Origin of the sequence: Halobacillus naozhouensis (assembly GCF_029714185.1) — a bacterium.
Lineage (GTDB): Bacteria > Bacillota > Bacilli > Bacillales > Halobacillaceae > Halobacillus_A > Halobacillus_A naozhouensis.
Map to the genome: position 1 here is coordinate 783,168 of NZ_CP121671.1, position 19,021 is coordinate 802,188.

At 39.7% G+C, this 19,021-nt stretch carries 14 protein-coding genes; all 14 read left to right on the plus strand.

The features are described 5' to 3' along the window. The first annotated feature begins 53 nt into the window (after positions 1–53). On the plus strand, positions 54–935 hold the full coding sequence (locus P9989_RS04105) for a carbohydrate ABC transporter permease (protein WP_283077549.1): 882 nt from the start codon (positions 54–56) through the stop codon (positions 933–935). Next, entirely contained in the window at positions 922–1,776 is an 855-nt protein-coding gene (locus P9989_RS04110; RefSeq protein WP_283077550.1) for a carbohydrate ABC transporter permease, read from the plus strand. The genes P9989_RS04105 and P9989_RS04110 overlap by 14 nt, the downstream gene beginning before the upstream one ends. Beyond that, positions 1,773–2,849 carry a zinc-binding dehydrogenase gene (locus tag P9989_RS04115; protein WP_390306383.1) on the plus strand — a complete coding sequence of 359 codons (1,077 nt, stop codon included), beginning with the start codon at positions 1,773–1,775 and terminating at the stop codon, positions 2,847–2,849. The genes P9989_RS04110 and P9989_RS04115 overlap by 4 nt, the downstream gene beginning before the upstream one ends. A 16-nt stretch (positions 2,850–2,865) precedes the next feature. Beyond that, complete coding sequence (locus P9989_RS04120) at positions 2,866–3,663, plus strand: sugar phosphate isomerase/epimerase family protein (RefSeq protein WP_283077551.1); 798 nt, start codon at positions 2,866–2,868, stop codon at positions 3,661–3,663. Positions 3,664–3,685: 22 nt separating this feature from the next. Then, complete coding sequence (locus P9989_RS04125) at positions 3,686–4,720, plus strand: Gfo/Idh/MocA family protein (protein ID WP_283078827.1); 1,035 nt, start codon at positions 3,686–3,688, stop codon at positions 4,718–4,720. Next, positions 4,717–6,966 (plus strand): glycoside hydrolase family 65 protein, encoded by a 2,250-nt coding sequence (locus tag P9989_RS04130; protein WP_283077552.1) that lies wholly within the window; start codon positions 4,717–4,719, stop codon positions 6,964–6,966. The genes P9989_RS04125 and P9989_RS04130 overlap by 4 nt, the downstream gene beginning before the upstream one ends. A 3-nt stretch (positions 6,967–6,969) precedes the next feature. Continuing rightward, on the plus strand, positions 6,970–7,638 hold the full coding sequence (gene pgmB, locus P9989_RS04135; RefSeq protein ID WP_283077553.1) for a beta-phosphoglucomutase: 669 nt from the start codon (positions 6,970–6,972) through the stop codon (positions 7,636–7,638). Between the two features lie 19 nt (positions 7,639–7,657). Further along, positions 7,658–9,349: an alpha-amylase family glycosyl hydrolase gene (locus P9989_RS04140; protein ID WP_283077554.1), complete on the plus strand. Its 1,692-nt coding sequence runs from the start codon at positions 7,658–7,660 to the stop codon at positions 9,347–9,349. Positions 9,350–9,503: 154 nt separating this feature from the next. Continuing rightward, entirely contained in the window at positions 9,504–9,827 is a 324-nt protein-coding gene (locus tag P9989_RS04145) for a nucleoside triphosphate pyrophosphohydrolase (RefSeq protein WP_283077555.1), read from the plus strand. A gap of 393 nt (positions 9,828–10,220) precedes the next feature. Then, positions 10,221–14,570, plus strand: coding sequence for an AAA domain-containing protein (locus tag P9989_RS04150; RefSeq protein WP_283077556.1), 4,350 nt, complete (start codon positions 10,221–10,223; stop codon positions 14,568–14,570). A gap of 164 nt (positions 14,571–14,734) precedes the next feature. Next, positions 14,735–16,531, plus strand: a complete 1,797-nt coding sequence (locus P9989_RS04155) for a GmrSD restriction endonuclease domain-containing protein (RefSeq protein WP_283077557.1) — start codon at positions 14,735–14,737, stop codon at positions 16,529–16,531. 39 nt (positions 16,532–16,570) lie between these two features. After that, a complete protein-coding gene (locus P9989_RS04160) occupies positions 16,571–16,816 on the plus strand; it encodes a hypothetical protein (protein WP_283077558.1) in 246 nt (81 codons plus the stop codon). Next, positions 16,785–17,315, plus strand: a complete 531-nt coding sequence (locus P9989_RS04165) for an SDR family NAD(P)-dependent oxidoreductase (protein ID WP_283077559.1) — start codon at positions 16,785–16,787, stop codon at positions 17,313–17,315. Before P9989_RS04160 ends, P9989_RS04165 begins: the two co-directional genes overlap by 32 nt. Before the next feature lie 27 nt (positions 17,316–17,342). Continuing rightward, a complete protein-coding gene (locus P9989_RS04170) occupies positions 17,343–18,335 on the plus strand; it encodes a 2-hydroxyacid dehydrogenase (protein ID WP_283077560.1) in 993 nt (330 codons plus the stop codon). Positions 18,336–19,021 lie beyond the last annotated feature (686 nt).

Genomic DNA, 19,021 nt, shown 5'->3' on the forward strand with positions numbered 1-19,021 from the left:
TCATTGGTTTCTGCAGCCAGAATTAAACCTTGTTTAGAAAGGTGGTCAACCTATTGTTTAAGGTCAAACGAGAAACGTCAGATGGAAAATTAGCCTTGATTTTATTATTACCGAGCACCCTTTTAATACTATTGCTAATTGGCTACCCCATGCTCTCTAACTTTTATATAAGCTTTTTTGAGCAGCCTATTAACCCTGAGTTTCCTGCAGAGTTTGTAGGGTTTGAAAACTACATAGAAACATTGACGAATATTGATTTTTATAAATCACTTGGTATCACTCTCCTATACACCCTGTTAGTGGTTGTGGGGAGTACAGCCCTGGGTCTTTATGTAGCCATCATGTTCAATCGGCCATTTCGATTTAGAAAGGTTGCACGTTCGCTGATCATTTTATCTTACGTCACTCCATCCATTTCACTGATCTTTGTCTGGAAGTATATGTTCAATAGTGGATACGGGATCATTAATTACATTGGCAGAGATATTTTGCATCTTTTTGATCGGGCCCCACTCTGGTTTGATAATCCTACCAGCGCTTTCATCCTTGTCGTGTTATTTGCGATTTGGAGGTACTTTCCTTATGCCTTTATCGCGTTCTTGGCCATTCTTCAAACGATATCACCTACTTTATATGAAGCAGCAGAAATGGATGGCGCAAATATTTGGCAAAAGTTTAAAGCGGTTACGTTACCTGCCATTATGCCGGTCATGCTTACGGTGATCACGTTAAGGACGATTTGGATGTTCTATATGTTTGAGGACGTCTATCTATTAACAAATAAAGTGAATGTACTAGGAGTCTATTTATATGAAACCGCGTTTGCCTTTAATGACTTAGGGAAAGCATCAGCGATTTCTGTCATCTTATTCTTAGTGATTAGTACATTAATTATTGCTATTAGGAAGAAGGTGAACTTAAATGCCAGCAGTTAAGACGAGATCGACGAAAATTGCAGGAAGAGCATCCTTCTATTTAGGAGTCATCGTTCTATTATGCATTTGCCTATTTCCTTTCTTTATCATGCTTATGACGGCATTTAAAGGCTCTGAGGAAGCCATTTCAAGGAATCCGACATTTTTACCGAAGGATTGGACGCTCCAGCATTTTATTGACATCTTTAACCCGGCGATCTTTCCATACCTTCATTATTTACAGAACAGTTTTATTGTTTCCGTAACCGCATCTGTCATCTCTGTCGGGATTGCGATATTCGGAGCTTATGCCCTTTCAAGGCTGAACTTCAGAGGGCGCCTGGCGATCAATGCCAGCTTCTACACCGTTTATATGTTTTCAGGAATTCTGTTAGTGGTTCCATTGTTTAAAGTGATTGCCGGCTTGGGTCTATACGATACAAAAACATCACTTATTATCGTGATGATTGTTCAGACTTTGCCGACAGCCATATTGATGCTGAACAGTTATTTTGAAACGATCCCTAAAGATTTGGAGGAAGCGGCCAAAATAGATGGATTAAATCGAATTAAGGTGATTTTCTACATTATTATCCCGCTGTCTTTTACAGGTATTGTTTCCGTGTTTGTTTATTGCTTTATGGTCGCATGGAATGATTTCCTCTTCGCTTCGATTTTCTTCTCAGGCGCAGAGAATTTCACATTACCTGTAGGGTTATATGCTTTATTTAGTACCCCTGATTACGTTTGGGGAAGAATGATGGCCGCGTCGATTATTACCGCATTGCCTGTCGTGATTATGTATGCGATATCAGAGAACTTAATTAAAGGAAATGTAACAGATGGAGGGGTTAAAGGATGATTGCAAAAGAAGAACAAATCACAACACTTGTCGCTACAAAACCAAGAGAAGCTGCCTTGCTGGACGTTGAGGCACCTGAACTAGGGGAAGAAGAGGTGAAAATAAGGGTTGAATTTTCAGCTCCGAAACACGGCACGGAGGTTGTGGACTTTCGGGGAATTACTCCTTTCATGGATGAAGAGTTTTCAGAGGAGTGGAGAAGCTTTGTTCCAAGGGAAGATACCTCGGAAAAAGGAATTGTGTTCGGTGAGTTCAAGCTAGGAAATATGGTGGTCGGTGAAATCGTAGAAACCGGCCATAAGGTCACGGACGTTTCGGTAGGGGATCGTGTTTGCACGTATGGACCAATATCTGAGTATGTGATTGTGAATGCTAGTAACAACCATAGACTATTAAAAATGCCGGAGCACGGAAAGTGGCAAAATGCAGTTTGTTATGACCCTGCCCAGTTTGCGCTAGGTGCAGTGAGAGATGCGCATATTAGGCCGGGGGACTGTGTCGCTGTTTCTGGCTTAGGAGCGATTGGCCAAATTGCGATTCAATTAGTGAAAAAAATGGGAGCCAGCTTAGTGATAGGTGTGGATCCGATTGAACATCGAAGAGAGATTGCTAGAGAAGGAGGGGCCGATGTGTGCTTGGATCCAACTATCTGCGACGCCGGTTTTGAAGTGAAAAAACTAACGGATAAACAGGGTGTGGATGCCTGGGTCGAGACAAGCGGGATCAGCAGTGCCCTTCAGGATGCTTTAAAAGGAACCGGTTATGCAGGAACGATCTCCTATATCGCATTTGCTAAGCCTTTTCCAGAGGGGCTTAATTTTGGACGGGAAGCCCATTTCAACAATGCCAACCTTGTGTTCTCAAGGGTAGCGAGTGAACCAAATCGTGATTATCCGCGCTGGGATCGGAAGCGGATCGAACGAACATGCTGGCAGTTACTTATGAACGGTCATCTGGACTGTGAAAAAATAATTGATCCGGTTGTAAGCTTTGAAGATAGTGCAGAGGCTTATATGAAATATGTCGATCAATCACCGAATCTTAGTATCAAGCTTGGAGTTAAACACGGATAAAGAAAGGATGGAGAGTATGAAACTCGCAACGCAAAATCAGAGCTTTTTTCCTGAAGGGATCAGTGAGAAATTTCAGTACATTAAAGAGCTTGGCTTTGACGCGTTTGAGATAGACGGAAAGCTATTAGTGGATCATAAAGAGGAAATTAAAAGCGCCATCGATGAAACAGACGTTGTCGTCAATGCAGCTTGCGGGGGATATGACGGCTGGATAGGTGATTTCTCTGAAGAGAAACGTCAAAATGGGTTAAAGGAAATCACGGAAATCTTAAAAGCTCTTCAATATGTAGGAGGAAAAGGAATCGTCGTTCCGGCAGCCTGGGGAATGTTTACGTATCGCTTACCTCCAATGGAATCACCACGAAGCCAGGAAGAGGACTGGAAAGCTGTTAGTGATTCCCTGCTTCATTTAGAAAAAGCAGCAGAGGAAACAGACACGGTCATTTTCCTGGAACCGTTAAACCGTTATCAAGATCATATGATTAATACGATTGCCGATGCTAGAACATATATTGAAGAGAATGGATTACAGCATACAAAAATCATTGGTGACTTTTATCATATGAACATTGAAGAGGACAGTCTCGTCGGATCATTACACGCCAATCGGGACTTAATCAAACATATTCATATCGCGGATAATCACCGCTACCAGCCAGGTACTGGCTCGATTGATTTCGAGGAATGTTTTGCACAGCTTCGTCAAGACAACTATGCAGGCTATGTAACGATCGAGGGCCGGATCAGGGGCGAGCATCAGGAAGAAGCGTACAAGAAATCGATCGCTTATCTAAAGTCACTACTGAATAGCTGAAGGAGGGTATCCATTGAAAACAATGAGGGTCGCGATCATTGGTGGCGGGGACGTAGCCGAGACGAAACACCTTCCGAATTACCGGAGTTATGAAGGTGTTGAAGTCGTTGCTGTACTAAACAGAAGGGAAGAGAAGGCTCGTTCATTCGCTGAGCGCAATCAAATTGCTCATGCCTACACGGACCTGGAAGACATGCTGAGTACGGAAAAGCCGGATATCGTCAGTGTCTGCACACCAAATAAATATCATTACCATCATGTGATGGAAGCCCTAAGAGCGAATTGTCATGTCCTTTGTGAGAAACCTCCGAGTATAGCTGCTTCTGAGGCCAAAGAAATGAATGACCTGGCGAAAGAGAAAAACTTGGTGCTAGCTTATAATTTTCAACATCGTTTCTCAGAGGAAACGGCTATGCTGCGTAACAAAGTTCAAGAAGGGATGCTTGGTGGGATCTATTACGCCAAGCTCTCTGCTTTAAGAAGGTCCGGCGTACCAGGCTGGGGAAATTTTATTAGTAAAGACCTTCAAGGGGGCGGCCCATTAATCGATATAGGCATACATATGCTGGATAGCGCGTTTTTCATCATGGGATTTCCAGAAGTAAAAAAGGTAACGGCGAACATGTTTCAAAAGATTGGACCGTATAAATCAGAAGGTTCTTTTGGCACATGGAATCCTGAAAAATATGAGGTAGAAGACTCGCTGTTTGGCACGATTGAACTGAAGAATGGCGGCTTGATTCAAATCGATACTTCCTTTGCGCTTCATATGAAGCAAACGAAAAAGCTGAATATTGAGTTTGCGGGAGATCAAGCCGGGGCCACCTTGTATCCTTTAGAAATTTATACAGACGAGAAGGGGGAACTCGTATCCCTGTATGAAAAAGGCCCTGCAGATACAGATGACCGTGAACGACTTTCGATTCATTCTTTTATTCATAAATGCTTAGGGTCACAGGAAGAATGGATTACAAACGGTGCAGAAGGATATGAAATTCAGAAACTAGTTGAAGCGTTATACAGATCTGCTGAAATAGGAGAGAGTATTTATTTATGAGGAATTTGAAGCTTTCCGAAGACCATTTTGATCTCAAAAAAATAAACAAATATGCGACGCTTATGACGCTCGGAAATGGATACATGGGCATTCGGGGCACACATGAGGAAGACTATCCGATTCAAAAGCGTGGATTATTTGTCGCAGGTATTTATAACAATTCGAGCACAGAAGAACCCGAGGAAATAGTGAACCTTCCAGATGTCATGGGGATAGATCTAGAAATTGATGGAGAAGTCTTCTCTTCATTGAAGGGAAAAACGATTTCTTATGACCGAACACTTCACATGGATAGAGGAGAACTAACAAAGGATGTGGTTTGGGAAAGAGAAGATGGCCTACGTCTGCAATTTACGTTTCGCAGATTAGCCTCTAAACACGATGTCCAGGTGCTAGCTTCAAAAGTGAGTATTGAGAGCTTGAACAGGGACGTAACGATTACATTGCGGACAGGCATTGATGCGCAGCAAACGAACTTTGGCCGCCAGCATTTGCTGGAAGATCATGTTCAAGTCCATGACGAAACCTATATGCAAGGTACGTACACAACAACACGATCGCATCAAACCATTGGCTTATTTTCGACATGCACCTATTCAAAGAGCTGTGATGTCCATTTTTTTGCAAAAAACCGCCAGCTGCTATGTGAATCTACAGCTGCATTAAAGAAAAACGAACCGTTTCATATGGAAAAACTCAATGCGGTGTATACAAGTATCGATCAAAGAGTTGATGATCTAAAAGAAGTCGGCTTAGCAAAGGTGAAACAATTATCCGAAGAAGGATATGAACGGATCCTACAACAATCAGAAAACGCCTGGGAGGATTTCTGGAACGAACGGCGAATTGAGATCCATTCCAGCAATCCTATGGATCAGCAGGCGATTGATTTTGCTCAGTATCACTTGGAGATTATGGCTCCGAAACATAACCCTAACCTTAGTGTGGCAGCGAAAGGGTTAACGGGTGAAGGCTATAAAGGGCACGTTTTCTGGGATTCAGAAATCTTTATCTTACCTTATCATCTTTATAATGATCCAAAGGCAGCTAAACAATTGCTGGAATACCGGTATAATAGGTTACCAGAAGCCAGAGAGCGAGCGAAGGCAAATGGACATGAGGGGGCCCAGTTTCCATGGGAGAGCGCACGGACAGGAAAGGAAGAAACCCCTGCTTATGCGGCCATCAATATAAAAACCGGCGAACGGCAAAAAGTGGCCTCAGCCTTAGCGGAGCATCACATTGTAGCCGATATCGCCTATGCTGTTCTTCATTATTATCAAGTAACCAATGACGAGGAGTTCATGGCAGCGAAAGGGTTGACGATGCTTGAAGAAACGAGCAAGTTTTGGCTGAGCCGCACATCAGAACGTGACGGTCAATTGCACCTGTTAAACGTTATCGGTCCAGATGAATATACAGAGTTTATTGATAACAATGCTTATACGAATTACTTGGCCCATTATATTGTAAAACAAACACTGCAAGTATTGGATGCAATCAACGAGCTGAATGAAGAATTTCGAAAGGCAGCGGAAGATTTTCTGAACCGTTTGTATTTACCGAAAGAGAATGCTGACCAGCTTATTCCCCAAGATGGTACATTTTTAAGAAAACCTGCGATTGACTTATCCAAGTATAAAAAGAATCAAGGCAGCCAGTCGATTCTGCTGGATTACTCCAGAGGCGAAGTAAACGAGATGCAAATCTTGAAGCAAGCAGATGTCGTCATGCTGTTATATCTTTTTCCTGATTTATTTTCTAAAGAAACCATTGAGAGGAACTTTACGTATTATGAAGAGAAGACGATCCATGATTCTTCGTTAAGTAAAGCGATTCATTCCATTCTGGCGATGAGATGTGGTCAGGAGGAACTGGCCTACCAGCTCTTCCAGGAAGCCTGCTTAATTGATCTCGGACCGAACCCTCACTCTTCAGATGAAGGGATTCATGCAGCTTCGTTAGGTTCCATCTGGTTGGCCGTCTTTAGTTTCTTGAATTTATCGTTTGAACAGGAACGGATTAAACTGAATCCTACACTTCCTCAAGCATGGTCTTCCTTTAAATTCCCATTCCATTATAAAGGGAGAAAAATTACGGTGGAGATGAATCAGGATGCGTTATGGCTTGAAAAAGTTGGAGGAGACCCGATTGATTTGGAAATCGGGAAGCAACGTTATCAGTTAATCGACCATCTTGAAATTCCCCTGCATAAGGATAATGAATTGCACAAAGAAAGGACTTAATCGATGAAATCACAACAAATAGAAGCCGTCGTTTTTGATCTGGATGGGGTGATAACCGATACCGCCCATTATCATTATTTAGCTTGGAAACAGCTGGCTGATGAATTAGGAATTCCTTTTGACGAAAGCTTTAATGAAAACCTAAAAGGTGTAAGCCGAGTCGAGTCTCTTACACTGATTCTAGCCAATGGAAACCAGGCAGATGCTTATACGGATTCGGAAATAGAAGACTTAGCCAATCGAAAGAATGAGTATTATAAAAGATTGATCCAGCAGCTTACCCCTGAGGACATGTTACCCGGCATGAAGGAACTAATTGAAGAGATTAGAAGTGAACACATCCCTGTTGGGTTAGCTTCAGTATCAAAAAACGCCCAAACCGTCCTGCATGCCTTGGAAATCGAGCACTTATTTGATTACTGTGCGGATGCAGCTAAAATTAAACAATCCAAACCAGATCCGGAAATTTTCCTAACCGTATGTGAAGCGCTGGAAGCGGATCCTGAACACTCGATAGGGGTCGAAGATGCGAAGGTTGGGGTTCAGTCGATCCAATCGAGCGGCATGTGTGCGGTAGGTGTGGGCTCCTATCTTGACCAAGCGGATTTGATGGTAAACGATACAACAGAGCTTTCCTGGACACAAATGAAGCGTGCTTATTTACATCAATAGTAAAGAGGAGGGGACATGTATGAAAGATGAACTCATCGATCAGATTGCCAATCATCTTGAAGACATTTATGGCAAAAGGGATGGCGAGGTGATCAATAAATTTCAAGAACTGATGGAACAGTGGTCCAAAAAAGAGTGGACGACCCCAGCTGCGCCAACAGAACAGAACATTTACCTCATTACATATGGTGACAGCATATACGAAGAGGGGAGACCAACTCTCCCGACATTGCACAAATTTTTGAAGGAAGAAGTCGGCGGCACCATTACGGATGTTCATCTATTACCGATGTTCCCTTACACTTCGGATGATGGTTTTTCCGTAAGCGACTATAGAACGATTCATACAGAGTTAGGAGACTGGAGTGACATTCAAAACTTTTCCGATGATTATCGGCTGATGTTTGATTTTGTAGCCAACCATATGTCGCAATCCAGTGAATGGTTTCAAAAGTATCTTGAAGATGATCCCAAGTACAAAAACTTCTTTATTCCCAAGGATCCAGACTTTATTAGTGAACATGTAGTGCGCCCTAGAACTTCGCCGCTTTATCATGAATACGGTACGGAAGGGAAAACAGCCTGGACAACCTTTAGTAAGGACCAAGTAGACGTTAACTTTGCGAATCCAGATGTGTTAATCGAAATGACAGATATCCTGCTGTCTTACGCCCAGCAAGGCGCAACCAGTATCCGGTTAGATGCGATCGGCTTTATATGGAAGGAATCAGGAACGTCCTGCATTCACTTGCCACAGGCTCATGCCATTATTCAGTTATGGAATACGGTCATGAATGCATTTCAGCCGAATACCCAGATCATTACTGAGACGAACGTTCCTCACCAAGAAAACATTAGCTACTTTGGGAGCGGAACGAATGAAGCGAACATGGTGTACCAGTTTACACTGCCCCCACTGGTTCTTTATAGTTTCATGAAGCATGATGCATCAAAGCTAACCCAATGGGCTCAAACCATTGAACCCGTATCTGAAGAAGCTACTTACTTCAATTTCCTGGCCAGTCATGATGGCATAGGCATGCGCCCTACAGAGGGATTGTTAAAGGAAGACGAAAAGCAAGAGCTCGTCGATCAGGTAAAAGCAAATGGCGGAGATGTTTCGTATAAAAGTAATCCAGACGGAAGCCAATCTGTCTATGAGTTAAACATCAATTATTCGGAAGCCTTAAAAAATAAGGAAGAAGACCTTACCGTAGAAGACGAAGTTCAAAAAATGCTAGCAGCTCATTCCGTTTTACTATCCGTCATCGGTGTACCCGCTATTTACTATCATTCCTTACTAGGTTCAAAAAATGATGAGCATGGTATGGCAGAGTCAGGGATTCCACGCCGAATCAATAGAGAAAAGCTCCAAGTTAATAAGATTCGTGAGGAACTTCAAACGGGTCCCCGTCGTTCTAGTATCTTTTCAGGACTTCAAGAAATGATAGAGATTCGTAAAAAAGAAGCGGCGTTTTCACCGTATGCAGATCAAGAAGTACTCAATATAGATCCTCGTATTTTTGCTTTAAAGAGAATGGATCCTAAGTCAGGGGAGGAAGTTTTCTTTGTTGTTAACACGTCAAGGGAAGAGGTTGAAGTAGAGATGCCATTCAAGGGAACCGATTTATTTCATAATAGAAAAGTAGAAGGTTCTGTTGTTCTTTCAGGTTACGGGTATACGTGGGTTAAGAAAGAGGGAGACAATTAATATTAGAATTGGTGTTATAGAATCATATCTTAAGAACCAAGCGTCGTTCTGGGTGAACGATGGCTTGGTTTTTTATGTAGGTGTTAATGTCTAAATTGTTTATATGATTATAATAAAGTTAAGCAGAACCATAACTATGCAAGGAGAGAATAGTATGCCAGTCTATAACAAGCTAGTGCGTGATAGAATTCCAGAAATTATCGAAAAAACAGGGAAGGAATTTGAAACGAGAATTCTGGATGATAAAGAATACATAGATTCACTGAAGGAAAAACTTCAGGAAGAGCTAAACGAATACTTTACAGCGGAAAATGATGGGGAAGCATTAAAGGAAATGGCTGATTTACTAGAATTAATGCATGCCTTGGCAAATTTTCATGGGGCATCTATGGATAAGGTGGAGGGGATTCGTAAGGATAAAGCCGAAAAAAGAGGAGCTTTTAAAGAACAAATCTATCTCGTTGAGGTTCAGGATTGAGTAACGAAGTAAAACTCCATACAGAACGACTTCTACAGGAAATTCTTGATCATATTCACCATTTTGTGAGTACCGATTGCATCATTACTTTGAAAAAAGGCTTCTAATAATTTGACTGAATAAGATTGGAGAAGCACTTCTCACTAAAGACCTATGAATTAATTAACTGAATATCTTTATATTTGCCTTATAATTTATCACTATATTGTTTGCCTGCAGCCCCATCGTGTAGTGGGTAGCGGGTTTTTTTAGAATTGGATCACATTGAAATATACTTTTACAGAAATTGTTTAATTACTATTTATTAAATAGCGGTATCGGTGTTAGGTAAGACAAAAGTTTGATAAAATTGTAAGAAGAGTAAATCGACAAAAGTAAAGTGAGGTATTTCGTTTGAAATCAATTAACACCATGGAGAAAGCTAAGAATTTTTTTGAATATATGCTTTCCTTGAATAAGCTTGTTGGGAAAGTAGTTAGAGATTACAAAGAATTTGATAAAAACTGGGACTTGAATGAACTTAATGATTTGGAAGGCTGTTATACCTTTGAAGATTGTCAGAAAGAGGAGCATGTTTTAGAGATACATAGACCGGTCATTAACGAAAGAGATGAAAAACCTCCAAAGCCAGACAAGTTAATCTCTCAGTGGATTAATTTTGATTATAACAATGAAACTAGCAATCCATCATATAAAGTTGAAAAAGTTGCTACAGATGATGATGGAAACCAAATTAAAGAAATATTTTCTGAAAACAGTAAGCGAAAGCAATCCTACCAGGCGTGGGTTGCTGAATGGAAGGAATGGGCGGCTAATTTAAAAGAGAAAAGAACTGTCTTGCGTCTTTATGAGGAGTACTTTGAGCTGATTTCTCGCTTTGAAAAAGAGGGAGAGGCTCTCGAATTTATTTATGGAACTGGAATTTTCTGTTGGAAGCATCCAGATCCGAAAATTGGAACTATTCGTTCTCCACTTATTACAACAAAACTGGAACTGGAGCTTGATGCTGATAGAGGTATCATCACTGCCAATCAAGTCGATGAAACCATAAAGGTTGAAAATGAAATGTTCTCGGGCGTGCAACTTCCAAATATGGACCAAGTGAATGAATTGACTTCTAGCATCCAAGCTAGCGGGATAACCGAAGACTTTTCGGACTTCTATACCCAATTCGTTAATTTAATAGATGCCAATGGGGAATACATAGCAGAACCTACTAATATCAAGCCACAAAAACATCCTACCATTTATGATTATTCTATTTTTTCTTTAAGAAGCAAAAATACAAGGGTATTACGAGAGGATTTAGAGCAAATAATCGAAGAAATTTCTTTAGGTGAAGAATTTGAGCTCTCTGAAACGGTTCTATCCATTTTGGGTGAAGAAAGTGACCTTGCAGAAGATAACGTAGAAGAGACTGAAAAAGATAAATTAGATTCAATGGAGAAAAATCTATATTTTCCCCTAGAGTCTAATGAACAACAAAAAGAAATCGTTAATAGAGTTGAACATCATCATGGTGTCACTGTTCAAGGACCTCCAGGAACAGGGAAGACTCATACAATCGCGAATCTCGTATCACATTTTCTTTCTGAAGGGAAAAAGATATTAATCACGAGTCAAAAGGAGAGTCCTTTAAAAGTATTAAAGAACAAGATACCTAAAGAAATTCGTGATTTATGTGTACCTGTACTTGGCGGAGGAAGAGAATCCTTGCAAGAAATTGAGCAATCTATTCGTACCATTAGTGAAAAGCTAGGAGAAGTAGATGTTCAAAAGCTTGAAAGAGTGATTGAGAGAAATAAGGATAATTTAGATCGAAGCAAGCGAAATGAATCAAAGTTAAAAAGCCAAATCAAAGAATATGCCGAAAAAGAGGGTACTTCCATTCAATATAAAGGAGAAAGATTATATAAGTATGATGTAGCTAAACGTCTTTCAGAATCTACTATTGATTACTTCTGGATCCAAGATGACGTGCCTCTAGACGGGAGATTTCCGTTGCAAGCTCCAGATTTTAAAGAAATGTGGGCTTTAAGGGGTGAGTTACATAAAGATGATTTATCTTTAGTTCTTAAGAAACTTCCAGTGGTAGATGAACAGATTAGGAATAGTGAATCGTTCTCCTCTTTCATGGACGGAGGAGAAAGTTTAGTTGATTCTAACGATATTGGAAGGAACATATTGGAAACCTATCAGCTTCCGAGTAATGAAACTGTACTTGAACCATTACTAGCGAGTATCAACGCAACAATCCATGTTTCAGAGATCTTAAGTGATAATGAATATCAAGCTGTTATTGAAGACTTACGTGCGGGAGGCGGACGTGAGCAGCGTTGGCGGACATTAATTGAGGAAACAGAATTCGCGAAGCAAAAACTATTTGAATACTACAACCAACTTGTTACTCATAAAGTAGATCTACCTCATAAAGATTTATCCGTTTTAAGAGAAGAATTAGAAATTGCGAAAGAACGCTTAAAGTCTGGCAAAAAGCCAAATTTCTTCTTTTTTATGCTTAAGGGGAAGTCATGCAAGTATTTGTTTGAAGAACCTGTGATTGATGGGAAGTCAGTCAACACGTTAGAGGATATTGTGCCGCTTGAAACCTACCTGAAATATGAAGAGCTTAAACAAGAAACCGCTCGTAAATTCAATGGAAATATGGAAGAGATAGGGCATTCCATCATAGAACTGAAAGAGAAAAGGTTCCCTTACCTTCTAGAGGATCGGTTAAATGAACTTAAATCAATCCAAGAGTCGATTGATGCAGTTATTTCATTCAAAGAGGAAGTTGCCGATTATAACTTTGATGAACTAGATCCATACTCACCAAAAGATAATAAAAAGTTAAAAGCAGAGATGGAAACAGCCATTGAACACCTGAAGTACCGTAATTGGGACCAGGAGTTTTACAAGGAGCATAAACTTTTAAAAGAATTAAGTGACGAGGGAGAGATGCATCCGATTACGGAAGAGTTTACGGCTGCATTTGAGAGAAAGGATCGTGCTAAATGGAGTGAACTTTTAACAAGTTTACAAACATTGCAAGAGAAACAAGTGAACGTAAAACAGTTTTATCAGTTGCTCGATCCATTAAAACGATCCTTGCCTCTAACTAGAAAGTGGATCGAATTTTCAGTTGGAAAACGAATTGATTTTCCAGAAGAATACAAAGAAGCCTTTGAGCTTAAGAAGTTGCAAACGTGGTTAGATGAAACAAAGGATATGAATGTTGCCTTTCTAAAAGGCCAAATAGAAGACGAGCATAAAGAACAAAGAAAACTCGTGCGCGAAATCGTAAGTGCGGCCACCTGGAAGAATCAAGTGCAATCTATAACAGCGAGGGAGAAGAGAGCACTGTCTGCATGGAAGTCTTATATTAAGCGGTTTGGCCAGGGAACAGGTAAGTATGCGCAGAACCATTTACAGGATGCTAGAGAAGAGATGAAAACGGCTCAAAGCGCGATCCCTGTATGGATTATGCCAGTCAACCAAGTGATTGAAAACTTTCCTGTTACCAATAATAAGTTTGATGTCATTATCTTCGATGAAAGTAGCCAATGCGATTTATTCTCCGTCAATGTATTAATGCGGGGAAATAAAGTGATTGTAGTGGGCGATGATGAACAAATTAGTCCTCAATCAATTGGAATCAATCAAGAGGACGTTTATGACCTCACAAGACGGTACATGACGGGCATCCCGAATGCAACTTTGTTTGATGGGAATATCTCGTTATATGAAATTGCTGAACAAACTTTCCCTAAAGAAGGAAAGTTAATGCTACGTGAACACTTCCGTTGTGTACCCGAGATTATCCAGTATTCCAATGACTTAAGCTACGGTGGGGAAATGATTCCTTTGCGATTGCCGTTAGAAGATGAAAAAATTGATCCACCCGTGCACGCTGTAAAAGTCGATGAAGGCTACAATGATGAGAGGAATAAAGACATTAACCTTCCAGAAGCGGAGGCCATCGTTGGTGACATCGCAGAAATGATCGAAGACCCTAAATTTAATGATCAAACGATTGGTGTCATAACCCTCCAAGGTCAGAAACAACATAGACTAATCGAGAATTTGATTCGTGAAAAAATTGGGGACCGTGATTTTGTAAAACGTAAAATCATTTGCGGGAATCCTTACACCTTACAAGGGGATGAAAGAGATATAGTATTTCTATCCATGGTCGTAGCTCCTGATCGGAATTTTAGAGCCTTAACAAAATCCTCTGATAAACAACGTTTTAATGTTGCGGCAAGTAGAGCCAAGAACCAGATGAGACTCTACCACTCCGTAGAATTGGAACGGTTAAATCCAGATGATTTACGATATAAATTGTTGAGCTACTGTAAGAATCCAACACGTCTTAATGAACAAGTCGAAAACTTAGAAGAGAAGTGTGATTCTCCATTTGAAATTGACGTCCTTCGAATGATTTTAGCTAAAGGTTATAAAGTAACTCCGCAGGTACAAGTGGGCCGCTATCGAATCGACTTTGTGATTGAAGGCTTACGTGACCGTTTAGCCGTTGAATGTGACGGGGAACGATGGCATGGTCCTGAGAAGTTTGAAGAGGATATGCAACGGCAAGAATCACTTGAACGTGCTGGTTGGAAGTTTTGGAGGGTCCGGGGAAGAGAATTTTATTTTGATCGGACAAAAGCAATGGAAAGTTTATGGGAACAATTGAATGAGATGGGGATTGAACCTGTTTATAATCATTCAGTTCCTAGTTGAATGTAAATTCTTAGTTTGACCTGGGCTTAGTCTCTAATAGATTAACGCGCCGCTAGTCAGGCACCAAATCTATAATAGATTCTAACTTTCAAAAAGTTTACGATGTAAACAATAGAAGATTAACGAAGATTAAATACAGAAAAAAGATAGTATGGGGTGGTTTTTTGTCTAATTATCAAGTAAATAATACTTCAGTAAATGCACTGATCAGCTGGATTGAACAAGATATTGTAGCAATCCCTGAAATTCAGCGACCATTCGTTTGGAAACCTTCTAAAGTAAGGGATCTAATGGATTCATTATATAATGATTATCCTGTTGGTTACATTATTACATGGCAAAATCCTGATGCTCGTTTAAAAGATGGGACAGTTTCCCACGGCAAAAAAATACTAATTGATGGCCAGCAACGTGTTACAGCTATCATGGCTGCGATCTCAGGTAAGGAAGTTGTAGATAACAATTATAAGAAGAAGAAAATTAGGATTGCTTTTAACCCAATTGAACAAATTTTTGAGGTTGAAAACCCAGCAATTCGAAAAGATAAAAGGTGGATACCTGATATTTCTCAGGTATTCCAACAGGGGTTTGATACGTTCGATTTCATCAATGAATATTGTGAACGTAATCCAGAGATTAGTAAAAATGAGCTCAATGAGATTCTTCAGAAGCTCACTAGTGTAAGGTATAGTTCAATTGGGATAATTGAATTAGCCCATACATTAGATATTGAGGTAGTTACAGAAATTTTCATTCGAATTAATTCTGCTGGGGTAAATTTGAGTCAGGCGGATTTTGCTATGTCAAAAGTATCTGTCAACGATTTGTACAATGGGCCAATCATCCGGAAAACTGTTGATTACTTCTGTCACCTAATTAAAAGCCCAGCAATCTATGAAAATATCATTGAAAATGATTACGATTTTGCTGAAACTGATGAGATGAATAAGATAAAATGGTTAAAGAATTATAATACAAATATTTATGAGCCAAGCTACTCAGATCTTTTACGCGTTGCCTTTACATTTAAGTTTCTCCGTGGTCGTTTATCAAATTTGGTTAGTCTATTATCTGGACGTGACTTTGAAACGAGAGAGTATAAAGAAGAAATAATTGAGGATTCATTTACACAATTACATGATGGGGTACTGAAGTTTGCCAACGAAACTAATTTTAAACGCTTTATAATGATTCTTAAGTCTGCCGGTATCGTTAATGCTAAAATAGTCCGTTCTCAAAATGCTTTAAACTTTGCATACACTCTGTTTTTATTACTTAGAGAGAAAGATGTAAATGATGCAACCATCAACAAAGTAGTAAGAAGATGGTTAGTAGCTTCTATTCTCACTGAACGTTATTCAGGTTCACCAGAATCTATGTTTGATTTTGATATTAAACGGTTTGACCAACATGATGATCCAATGGAATATGTGAAAAAAGTAGAAGCTGGAGAATTATCAGCGGCATATTGGGAGAACATTTTACCTGCCAACCTAAATACATCTGTTACTAGTAGTCCTTATTTTAATCTATATGTCATGTCTCAAATTTATAATAAAGACTATGCCTTCTTATCTAAATCTATTACGGTGCAGCAACTTATTGAAGAACGTGGTGACGTCCATCATGTGTTTCCAAAGAAATACTTACAGGCAAATGGGTTTAATAATAGAAGGCAGTACAATCAGATCGCAAACTATGCTTATACTGAACAAGCTGTTAATTTAGCCATTAAGGCACAATCCCCAAAAGATTATATGGAGAAAGTTAAACAACAGGTAAATGGAGATGCTCTTCACATGGGGGAAATAAATAATATGGAGTCTTTAAGGGAGAACCTTGAGATGAACTGTATCCCTGAGTCTATATTTGATCTTGCATCCAATGACTATAATGAGTTTCTAGAGGAGAGAAGGGAATTAATAGCCAATAAAATTCGTGAATATTATAAAAAGCTTTGATAAAAATGTCTGGCTCACATAGGGTCAGACATTTTTATATTGATTAGAAAGTTCTTAGCATGGATTAAAGATTTTCTTGTGGATTCCTTCAACCTAATTTCTCGTGTGGACCTTGTCAATGAACGTGTAGAAGTTAACACAAAGCGAAAGGTTCTCGGGCATGGCAAGGCCACTTATAATGGGATTATTTCTACAGACACTCGTGCGACCAAATATGTGGAAAAATGGTACGAGGATCCACGTTTTGAAACAGATGTATTGCCAAAGACGATTCGGAACGGCTGATTTTTTAGTTAACAATGCTGCCATATGGCCAACTAGTTATGTTAAGGATATGAGCTTAACTGAATGGAATGAAACACTGGATATTAATCTGAGATCCGTCTTCTTAACGAGTCAAACTTTTGCAAATCACTGTCTGAATGAAAACAAACGAGGAAAGATCCTAAATATAACATCGCAAGCAGCTTTTAATGGTTCGACTACTGGTCATGCCCATTATGCGGCCAGCAAGTCAGGGATGATCGGTTTCTCGATATCATTAGCTCGTGAGCTCGCGAAGGATGGTATCAATGTCAATAACTTAGCTCTTGGAATTGTTGAAACGGATATGATTAAAGATAAGCTTGAAAAGAATCAAAATTATTATTTGAACCGTATTCCGTTAGGGCGAGTCGCTGAGCCAAGAGAAATTGCAGACATTGCAAGTTTCCTTGTTTCAGAGAAAGCCAACTATATCACTGGCGCCACCCTTGATGCAACAGGTGGCATGTTGATGCGCTAAAACCAATGGTTAAGGAGTGGGTTTGTAATGAAATGTTTGGCTATAGCTGATTTGTTTATTACAAAGGAAATGATGCAGCACGGGTTAACAAAACTAACTGAGGCAGGAATAGCGGTAACGGTAAGAGAATGGAAACATGAAAATTTAGAGAAGTTACAACAAGATAATCTGGCTATAGAGCAGGGAGGCAGTGAGGTAATTGAGCTTCCCGATCATTTAATGAAGGACATTGATTCATTTGATCTAATCATTACACAGTTTGCACCAGTGAATAAAAAGGTAATAAGTGCCACTAGTAATCTCAAAGGAGTTGGTATTATGCGAGGGGGGACGGAGAACATAAACGCATCATTTGCTGAAGAAAAAGGGATTACAGTCATAAATACACCAGGACGTAACGCTCGCAGTGTAGCAGAATTCACAGTTGGATTAATTCTTGCCGAGGTACGGAACATTGCTCGTTCTCATGCAGCTCTGAAGCAAGGTGTGTGGCGCAAGGATTTTCCAAATGGAGACTTTGTACCGGAATTAGAAGGTCGAACAGTCGGTTTGATTGGATTTGGAAACATCGGTCAGCTGGTTGGGAAGTTTTTAAGCGTGTTTGGGGCAAAGATCATTTTCTACGATCCATATTATAACGGAGAGACCTCTTTTGATAATGTAGACTTAGAGAATCTTCTTAAGCAATCAGATATTGTATCCATGCATGGAAGGCTGACAGAGGAGACGCGTAATATGATAAGGGCAGAGCATTTTAAAATGATGAAGAGCACTGCAATTATCGTCAACTCTGCACGTTCGGGACTGATTAAGGAAGATGATTTGATTGAGGCTTTACAGAACAGGGAGATTATTGGAGCGGCTATAGATACCTTTGATCATGAACCTCTTGAAGAAGACAGCCCGTTTTTAAAGCTGGATAATATAACGCTGACGGCTCATATGGCAGGGAGTACACATGATTCTTTTAGGAATACACCGAATAAGTTGGCTCAGAGGATATTAGAGCATTTGGAATGAAATTTCAAACCTCCTTCTTAACATCTATTATTGATATGTGGTAATTACTAATCTAAATTACACGAATCCACAAGTATTGTAAGTAGCATTCATGTCAAATTAGCGAAGGTATATATACAAACGTAAACGTTGATGTTTACGTTTGTATTTTTGCACGCACAATCCAGCATCCAGGTCAGCAAAGAAGACAGGATTATTTAAGCAACCTAACCTAGTTAACTAGTAAGTTTCAGAAAGATATCAAAAGGCAAAAAAATCGCCACTCTAACGAGCGGCGAATAATTTAGTAGTCTGTTCAAGTGTTAAAGGAAATGACTTAAAACGGGTTTAAAAATTCAATGTGCGTTTTAGGATCGAAAACTTACGCTCAGATTTCTTCAGCGCATTTTTTGACCCAAATAATAAGTTAAACATCGATGCCCCTCCTGTTGGTACATGATATTTTATTTCCTCAATGGTATTATAGCCTAGAACACCAAAAAGGTCAACACAAATTGTATACCAAATACCATATAAGAGGCTTTAAATCTCTGAAAATACCCTATAATAATTAATGAACTCTCATTTGGTATACCAAATGAGAGTTCATTAATTATGGAAAACACACTAAAATACTTATATAACAAGTGTTAAAGCTAATATTCACAATGAAATGAGCAGTCAGGCAAGTAGTCAATTATCTTAGT